General features: G+C 29.8%; 7 protein-coding genes. 6 read left to right on the top strand and 1 reads right to left on the bottom strand.

Features of this window, described 5'->3' with window-relative positions:
• The 4 genes from K0040_RS21045 to K0040_RS07260 all read left to right on the top strand — a co-directional run.
• A partial coding sequence (locus tag K0040_RS21045; RefSeq protein WP_331476281.1) for an IS3 family transposase occupies positions 1 to 83 on the top strand: 83 nt, incomplete at its 5' end.
• A 269-nt stretch (positions 84 to 352) separates the two neighbouring features.
• Entirely contained in the window at positions 353 to 1,402 is a 1,050-nt protein-coding gene (locus K0040_RS21040; RefSeq protein ID WP_331476280.1) for a YHYH domain-containing protein, read from the top strand.
• A gap of 384 nt (positions 1,403 to 1,786) precedes the next feature.
• Positions 1,787 to 2,998 carry a GNAT family N-acetyltransferase gene (locus K0040_RS07265; RefSeq protein ID WP_228108255.1) on the top strand — a complete coding sequence of 404 codons (1,212 nt, stop codon included), beginning with the start codon at positions 1,787 to 1,789 and terminating at the stop codon, positions 2,996 to 2,998.
• A 63-nt stretch (positions 2,999 to 3,061) separates the two neighbouring features.
• Complete coding sequence (locus tag K0040_RS07260) at positions 3,062 to 4,420, top strand: MATE family efflux transporter (RefSeq protein ID WP_228108254.1); 1,359 nt, start codon at positions 3,062 to 3,064, stop codon at positions 4,418 to 4,420.
• 58 nt (positions 4,421 to 4,478) lie between these two features.
• On the opposite strand, the gene K0040_RS07255 is transcribed toward K0040_RS07260, so the two are convergent.
• Positions 4,479 to 4,712 carry a small, acid-soluble spore protein, alpha/beta type gene (locus K0040_RS07255; RefSeq protein WP_018590242.1) on the bottom strand — a complete coding sequence of 78 codons (234 nt, stop codon included), beginning with the start codon at positions 4,710 to 4,712 and terminating at the stop codon, positions 4,479 to 4,481.
• Between the two features lie 244 nt (positions 4,713 to 4,956).
• Here K0040_RS07255 and K0040_RS07250 point away from each other — a divergent pair, with 244 nt between their 5' ends.
• Positions 4,957 to 6,720, top strand: coding sequence for a 1-deoxy-D-xylulose-5-phosphate synthase (locus K0040_RS07250; protein WP_228108253.1), 1,764 nt, complete (start codon positions 4,957 to 4,959; stop codon positions 6,718 to 6,720).
• Positions 6,721 to 6,941: 221 nt separating this feature from the next.
• Complete coding sequence (locus K0040_RS07245) at positions 6,942 to 8,528, top strand: alpha-glucoside-specific PTS transporter subunit IIBC (RefSeq protein ID WP_228108252.1); 1,587 nt, start codon at positions 6,942 to 6,944, stop codon at positions 8,526 to 8,528.
• Positions 8,529 to 8,558: the final 30 nt, after the last annotated feature.

Below are 8,558 nucleotides of genomic sequence, written 5' to 3'. Positions count from 1 at the left end.
ATTACAATAATTATAGATGTCAATGGAATTTAAAAAAGCTGACTCCTAATAAGTATAGAAGTCAACTTTTAATGACGGCTTAGCCAGTCGTTTTTTCTAGTGTCCTTGACAAAGGGTCCATTTTAATATATAATAGTATCTTTTTTTCTTGTATCTAAAAGAAAATGTTAGAATTTGATATTTTAGAATAGACGCTTATTTCACTATTCATTAATAGCGAGTTTAAAACAAATATAACGTACTAGTATATTATTAGTTTTGCAAAATTTATTGTAATATAACAGATAATTGTGTATTATTTAAATTGATAATGGAAAATAATGTAAAAAGAGTTGTTATGAGGGGGAAAGACATGAAAAAAAAGATACGAGGGATTATTTTAATAGTATTACTAATATGCAGTCAATCTATAATGATTGATGCACATTCTGGTAGAACTGATAGTTCGGGAGGCCATAGAGACAATAAAAACAAATCTGGTTTAGGTTCATATCACTATCACTGTGGAGGATATCCACCACACTTACATACAAATGGATGTCCATATAAGGGTGGTAGCTCAACTAAACCAAAGGCAAATTCTGGCTCATCAAGTAATTCAAGAAAAAATCAAGTATACGCTACATCTGTAACAAAAAAAGATATAAGACAAAAAGGTTCAAAAATTGGATATGAAGATGGCTATGCTTTAAAAGATTACAATGCAAATAGTTATTTAGGTACTTATTCTGTGGAGTATAAAGAAGCATATGAAGAGTCTTTTGAAAAAGGAAAGGAAAAAATATTAAAAGAGAAAGAAGAAGCAGAAGAACAGGGATATAATGATGGGTTAAAGAATAATTACAATAATGAATTTAGTAAAGATGTTTTGTTTGAGGCATATAAAGAAAGTTATGAAAAGGGAAAAGAAAAATATATAGAAAATAAAAAAATAGAATATACTAAATTGGCAGAAGAAGATTGCATTGCAAATAAAACTGATAGATCATTCGAGAATGTAGATAAAGTTTTCGTAGAAACATACAAAGAAGCATATGACCAAAAATATAAAGAAATAAAGTCACAAGAATATAATAATCAAGGATATAAGGATGGTATTAAAAATAAAATTGATGAACACATAGAAGAAGGATATAAGTCAAGTTATGAAGAAGGATATAATAAAGGAAAAGAAGAGAGAAAAAAAATATTAGATATGGCTTATGGACAAGGATACGATGGAAAAGATTTAGACATTGATGATAAGTATAATATTATAAAATCAGAAATTGATTCAGCATACAATTTGGGTAAAAAAGACAGCACGAAAAAAATGGTTATGGGTACAGGTGTGGTTGGAATAGTTGGTATTTCTGGGATTGGAATATACAGAAAAATAAAATCTAAGAAAACCGCTAAATAGCCATATTGTAGTTTTTATTAGATAACTGTTTTTAAAATAGTATAATATAGTTGAGTAAATAATAAGGATGTGTGCAGTATCTTAAGTAATGATATTGCATATATCCTTTTATTTAGATAATTATGAATATCAATAATAAATGGTTAAATAATATAAAAGTATTATATAAATAAAGTAATATATAGTTATATGCCGAAGTCATTATAATAGTGCAAATCTTTAACTTTTGTTAAAAGTAAAATAGTCTTAAGTCAACTAAAAATAAATATCAAAGATTAAGATTGACATTTGGGTAACCCTTAGGTTTACAATTATATATATATAGTAAAATTTAAATAATATTTTAAATACGATAAGAGAATTGACTAAAATGGAGGGAGTTATATGATGAGAAAGAGAGAATTAAAGATGAAGCCAGTAGGCGTAGAACATCTAGAGCAATACAATCAGTTATTAAGATATGTTTTTCAAGTAACTGATCAAGATTTACAAGAAATAGGATGGGAAGAAAAAGAAATTATTCGGGCCAAATCCCCAACATTGAAGAAAGCCGATGTTTCTGGGTGGTTCGATGGTGACAAGTTAATATCTCAAGTAGCTGTTTATCCTATGAAAGTTCGTATATTTAATAGAACTTATGATATGGGAGGACTTACAGGTGTGGGTACTTATCCAGAGTATGCCAATCAAGGACTTATGCACAAATTGTTATATCAGGCATTAAAAAATATGAAGGAAAGAAAGCAGACTATATCTTATTTATATCCTTACTCTATACCATATTATCGTAGAAAAGGATGGGAGATTATATCTGATAGAATTGCCTATGAAATTAATGATTATCAACTTCCTAAAATCAAACAAGTATCTGGAGATGTAGAGAGAGTTGATGCAGACAGTGAAGAAGTAAAAAAAGCTTATGAGAGATTTGCACTTCAAACACACGGAGCATTGCTTAGAGATGATTTAGCTTGGAATGAATATTGGCTTTGGGATTCAGACGACTTGATGGCAGCCATATATTACAATGCAAAGAATGAACCAGATGGATATATATTTTACTGGATAAAGGAAGAAATATTCTATATAAAAGATATGATATTTATTAATGAAGAAGCTCGTACTGGACTTTGGAATTTCATAAGTGCACATTTCTCAATGATAACTAAAGTTAAAGGATATACTTATACAGATGAACCATTGGCATTTTTACTTGAAGATGCAGACATAAAAGAAACTATATCGCCATACTTTATGGCTCGTATTGTGGATTTAGAAGGATTTATTGAACAATATCCATTTAAACCAGACACAATAAAAAGAGAGTGGATATTTAAAATGGATGATCCTCTTCTTTCATGGAACCAAGGAAATTTCATACTTACTATTGATGCAGATGGAAAGGGAAAAGTCTCACGTACTTCAAAACAAACAGATGATAAAATTGATATTCAAACAATGGTAACAATGTTGCTTGGATATAAACGTCCAGATTATTTATACAAAATAGGACGTATTTCTTGTAGTCATGAAACAGTAGATATGTTGGAGGATTCCATAGAACAACAAACTCCATATTTTTCAGACTACTTCTAAAATTAATTGATAATTAACTGTGTAAATACACAGATTTACTGCTTTGTTTAGGAGAAAATAAGTATGACTAATGAAAATATATTTGAAAAAAAATCTATACAACAGTTGATAGCTCTCTACTCATTGCCAACTATATGCTCTTTAGTGCTTGAATCATTAACATCAATGATAGACACTGCATTTGCAGGACATTTGGGAAGTATGAGTAGTACTGCATTATCAGCTATGGGTATCCTTAATCCCATACTTTTATTGTTAATTGCAGCTCAATTAATATTTGGAGTTTCAACAAGTATAGTTATATCAAAGGGTCTTGGAGAAAATAATAAAGAAAAAATAAATAATACTTTTAAGGTAGGTTTTTATTCCAGCTTTATATCTAGTACTGTTATATCTATAATTATATTTTTACTTCAAGATCAGCTATTAAATATTCTTGGAGCAAGTGGGCAGGTTAAAATTTTAGCTAAAGAGTTTTTAAACATAGCCATAATATTTAACGTATTTAGCTCAGTGGGATATATGTTAGTTAACAATATTAGAGCATTTGGATATCCCAAAATTGAAGTTATGACTGGAGTTTTATCTACTATTATTAATATTATTTTTAATATAATACTAACATTTGTGTTTAATATGGGAATTGGGGGAATTGCAATATCCACATTAATAAGCGAAATGTTTTACTTTGGATTTACTGTAATTTTTTTAATGAAAAAGGGATTATGGATAAAAAGAAGTAGCATGGATTTTATAGAATTTAAAAACATACTAGTAAGTTTAGTGAAAATAGGGTTTGTTCAATTTTTAATGCAGTCATTAAATAGTATAAGTGGATTAATAATAAACAAAGTTTTAATAAAATACGGTAGTGTTTCTTACATAGGAGCCTGGTCTATTTGTAGCAATATAAATATGGTTATTCTTTTACCACTTATAGGGTTAACACAAGGAGCTCAATCTGTAATAGCCTATTTCCATGGCAAAAATGATAAGAACAAAGAGAGAGATGCAAAACATAAGATTATAAAATATAGCTTAATATATTCTATAAGTACAACTATACTAATATATTTATTTGCAGGTAATATTTCTAAGATATTTACTAATGACATAAGTTTAGTAGCATTAGCAACACCTATAATTAGAATAGTGTTAGTAGGTTTTCCCTTACTGGGAATTTTATATGCTTTAATTACATTTATGCAGGTGTCAGGCGAGGAAGTAAGTGCAAGTAAGATAGAGTTAATTAGACAGGTTGTACTACTTATACCACTTACTATAATTATTCCTTTAATATTTTCAAAATATAATATTATGAACATTTCGCCTCAGTTAGCCGTATTTTTAGCTATACCAATTTCAACACTTATATTAGTGATTATGTACTCAAAGAAAATAAAAAACATATTATTAAATTAAGAATATAAAGCTGTCTCACAATTTTGGGAGACAGCTTATTTGCTTTAAAATATAAAAATTAGTTTTGTGAATTATATTTATCCAATAAAGCTTTTTCTCCAAGCTCTACTAATTTTTTACTCATTTGACCGCCAACTTGCTCTCCAGCTAGCACATTTTTAGCGTGACCCATTATAGTGTCTTGGGGAGCGTTACTTTCTACTTTATCTGTAATATTGTTATAGTTGTATCCTAGTTCATTGGCTATTTCCATCTTAAGATTATTAAAGGCTATTTTAGCATTAAGATCCATATTGTGTCCTCCATTTTTTATGTCATGTATAAATATAGGATTAACATATTTAAAACTTATATAACATAATTTTATTAATTCCTATTTATTACAAAAATAAGCTAATATTAAATGAATTAAACCTATGTATAATATTAATATTTTTATTTAATTAAAAAATTTAAAAAAGCTATTGACTTGGAGTTAACTCCAAATATTATAATTTGAAACATAGGAAGTAAAAATAAACTACAAGGAGATAAATATGACATTAAATATTTTAAATAAAATTAATGAACCAAAAGATTTAAAATCTTTATCAATAAAGGATTTAAATTTATTATCATCTGAAATAAGAGATGTATTAATTAAAAAAGTAAGTACAACAGGAGGTCACTTTGGACCAAACTTAGGTATGGTGGAAGCAACGATAGCTCTTCACTATGTGTTTAATTCACCTGTTGATAAATTTGTATACGATGTTTCTCATCAATCATATACACATAAAATACTAACAGGAAGAAAAGAAGCATTTATAAATCCTGAAAAATTTAAAATTGTTACAGGATACAGTGAACCAAAGGAAAGTAACCATGACTTCTTTACTATAGGTCACACATCTACTTCCATAAGTTTAGCTTGTGGTTTGGCAAAAGGTCGTGATGCATTAGGAGGGAAAGAAAATATAGTAGCTATAATAGGAGATGGTTCTTTAAGTGGTGGACAAGCTTACGAGGGATTAAACAATGCAGCAGCTTCTAATAAAAATATAATCATATTAGTAAATGATAATAATATGTCCATTGCAGAAAATCATGGTGGTCTTTATGAAAATCTAGCTAAACTTCGTGAAAGTGAAGGAAAATCAGAAAATAATTTCTTTAAATCATTAGGTTTTGAATATCACTTTGTTAAAGATGGAAACAACTTAGAATCTTTAATAGAAACTTTTGAAAAAGTTAAAGATACAGACCATCCAGTAGTTATTCATATGAAAACTTTAAAAGGAAAGGGATATAAGGATGCGGAAGTAAACAAAGAAGCATTCCACTGGGTAATGCCTTTTGACTTGGAAAATAAAGATGAAGAATTAACAGATGAATATGTTAAAACTTATGGAGACATTACAGAAGATTTTTTAATAGAAAAAGCTAAAAAGGATAAGTCTATAGTAGCAATTACAGCGGCAACTCCAGGAATAGTTGGAGTAAATAAGTTTAGAAGTGAATTACAAGATCAATATGTGGATGTTGGTATAGCAGAAGAACATGCCATAGCACTTGCATCAGGTATGGCAAAGAGAGGTGCAAAACCAGTGGCAGGTTTTATAAGTTCATTTATACAAAGAACATATGACCAACTATCTCAAGATCTTTCCATAAACAATAACCCAGCAACTATAATGGTTTACTGGGGAGGAATAAGTGGAGGAGACGTAACTCACTTAGGGTTATTTGATATACCACTAATATCTAACATTCCAAACATAGTATATTTGGCTCCAACTACAAAAGAGGAGCATCTTGCCATGGTTGATTGGGCAATAGAACAAGATAAGCACCCAGTAGCAATACGTGTTCCAAATATGGAAGTAGTATCAACTGGTATAGACGTTGAACCTAACTTTGATGAATTAAATAAATATGTTAAAGTTGAAGAAGGAAGTGAAGTAGCCATAATAGGTCTTGGAACATTCTTCCACTTAGGTAAAAAAGTGCACAATAAATTAAAATCACTTGGTATAAATGCCACATTAATAAATCCAAGATTTATAACTGGTGTGGATGAAGATTTACTAAATGAACTACAAGAAAATCATAAATTAGTAATAACTTTAGAAGATGGAATACTAGATGGTGGATTTGGTGAAAAAATATCTAGATTCTATGGAGATAAAAATATGAAAGTTTTAAACTTTGGTGCAAGTAAGGAATTTACTGATAGTGTGCCACTAAAAGAGCTATATGAACGTTATCATTTAAGTGAAGATTTAATAATATCAGATATAAAAAGAGTACTAAAAGATTAAAAATTGTAAATAGGTAGTATGGCAAAGAGCTGATTTCTGTGTTTTAATAGAAACAGCTCTTTTTGTGTGAAAAATCACAGATAATGTTAAATATAATATTAAGTAGCACCAATGCCCTGAATTGGGAAAACGTATTGCTGGGGAAAATATAGTTTGATAATATTTAGCTAACAAAGAATTAATAACTAGTAAATTTATACACAGAAGGGAAGAGAAAAGTTATGATGCAGAAGATTCAAAAATTTGGGGGAGCCATGTTTACACCTGTATTATTATTCGCTTTTGCAGGGATAGTAATAGGTTTAGGTACTTTATTTACAACTGAAGCAATAATGGGATCACTTGCAGCACCAACTAGTATGTGGTATCAATGCTGGAATGTAGTACTACAAGGTGGCTGGACAGTATTTAACCAACTACCATTATTATTTGTTGTGGGTCTTCCTATAGGTATGGCTAAAAAACAAAATGCAAGATGTGCAATGGAAGCACTTGTACTTTATCTAACATTCCATTATTTCTTAAGCACTATTCTTGCACAATGGGGACCTACATTTGGGGTTGATTTCGCTGCAGAAGTTGGCGGAACAAGTGGTCTTACTATGATAGCTAATATTAAAACTTTAGACATGGGAATGATAGGTGCATTAATTATATCTGGAATTGTAATTTATTTACATAACCGCTTCTTTGATACAGAATTACCTGAATGGCTTGGAACATTTAGTGGTTCAACATTCATATTCATGATAGGATTTTTCGTAATGATTCCTGTAGCTGTTTTAGCAGCATTTGTCTGGCCTAAAGTACAAGGTGGAATGTTATTATTCCAAGGATTTGTAAAGGATGCAGGTGCATTTGGAATATGGATATTTGTATTTCTTGAAAGAGCACTTATACCATTTGGTTTACACCATTTACTATATACTCCATTCTTCTATGATAACGTGTTAGTTCCAGGTGGTCTTTATACTTATTGGGCAACTAAATTGCCAGAACTTGCAGCTAGTACGCAGTCATTAAAATCAATAGTGCCAGAAGCAGGATTTACTTCAACAGGATTTTCTAAGATATTTGGATGTTTAGGTGTTGCACTTGCATTTTATTCAACTGCCAAACCACAAAATAAAAAGAAAGTTCTTGGATTATTAGTACCAGTTACTTTAACAGCAATATTCTGTGGAGTAACAGAGCCAATAGAATTCACATTCTTATTTGTAGCACCATGGTTATTCATAGTACATGCATTATTAGCAGCAACCCTTTCTACTGTAATGTATATTGCTGGAATAGTTGGAATACACTCTGGTGGTGTAATAGAAATGGCATCATTTAACTGGATACCATTAATGTCAAGTCACTGGAGAGAATACTTATTAATGTTAGGTATAGGTTTAGCATTTACAGGAATATGGTTTGTAGTATTCAAAACTTTAATATTAAAATTTGATGTTAAAACTCCAGGTAGAGAAGATGATGAAGAAGACGTTAAACTACGTTCAAAAGCAGAGTATAGAGAAAAGCAAAGTTCAAAAGGTAATGATGATAAATCAGTATTTGTTGAATCTATATTAGAGGGTCTAGGCGGTTGCGAAAATATTGTTGACGTAACAAACTGCGCTACTCGTTTAAGGGTTAATGTAAAAGATGAAAGCTTATGTAAAAGTGACACATATTTCAAATCAATAGGAGCCCATGGATGCTCAGCAAATGGCAAATCATTCCAAGTTATAATTGGACTAAAAGTGCCAAAAGTTAGAGATGATTTTGAAAATCTATTAGAGAGAGAACAAAAGAAGGCTTTATAAAATTATATAGCAATATATGAAATGACTAAA

It is taken from the genome of Terrisporobacter petrolearius, assembly GCF_020748185.1.
GTDB lineage: Bacteria > Bacillota > Clostridia > Peptostreptococcales > Peptostreptococcaceae > Terrisporobacter > Terrisporobacter petrolearius.
This window is presented reverse-complemented; position numbering and strand designations above follow the sequence as displayed.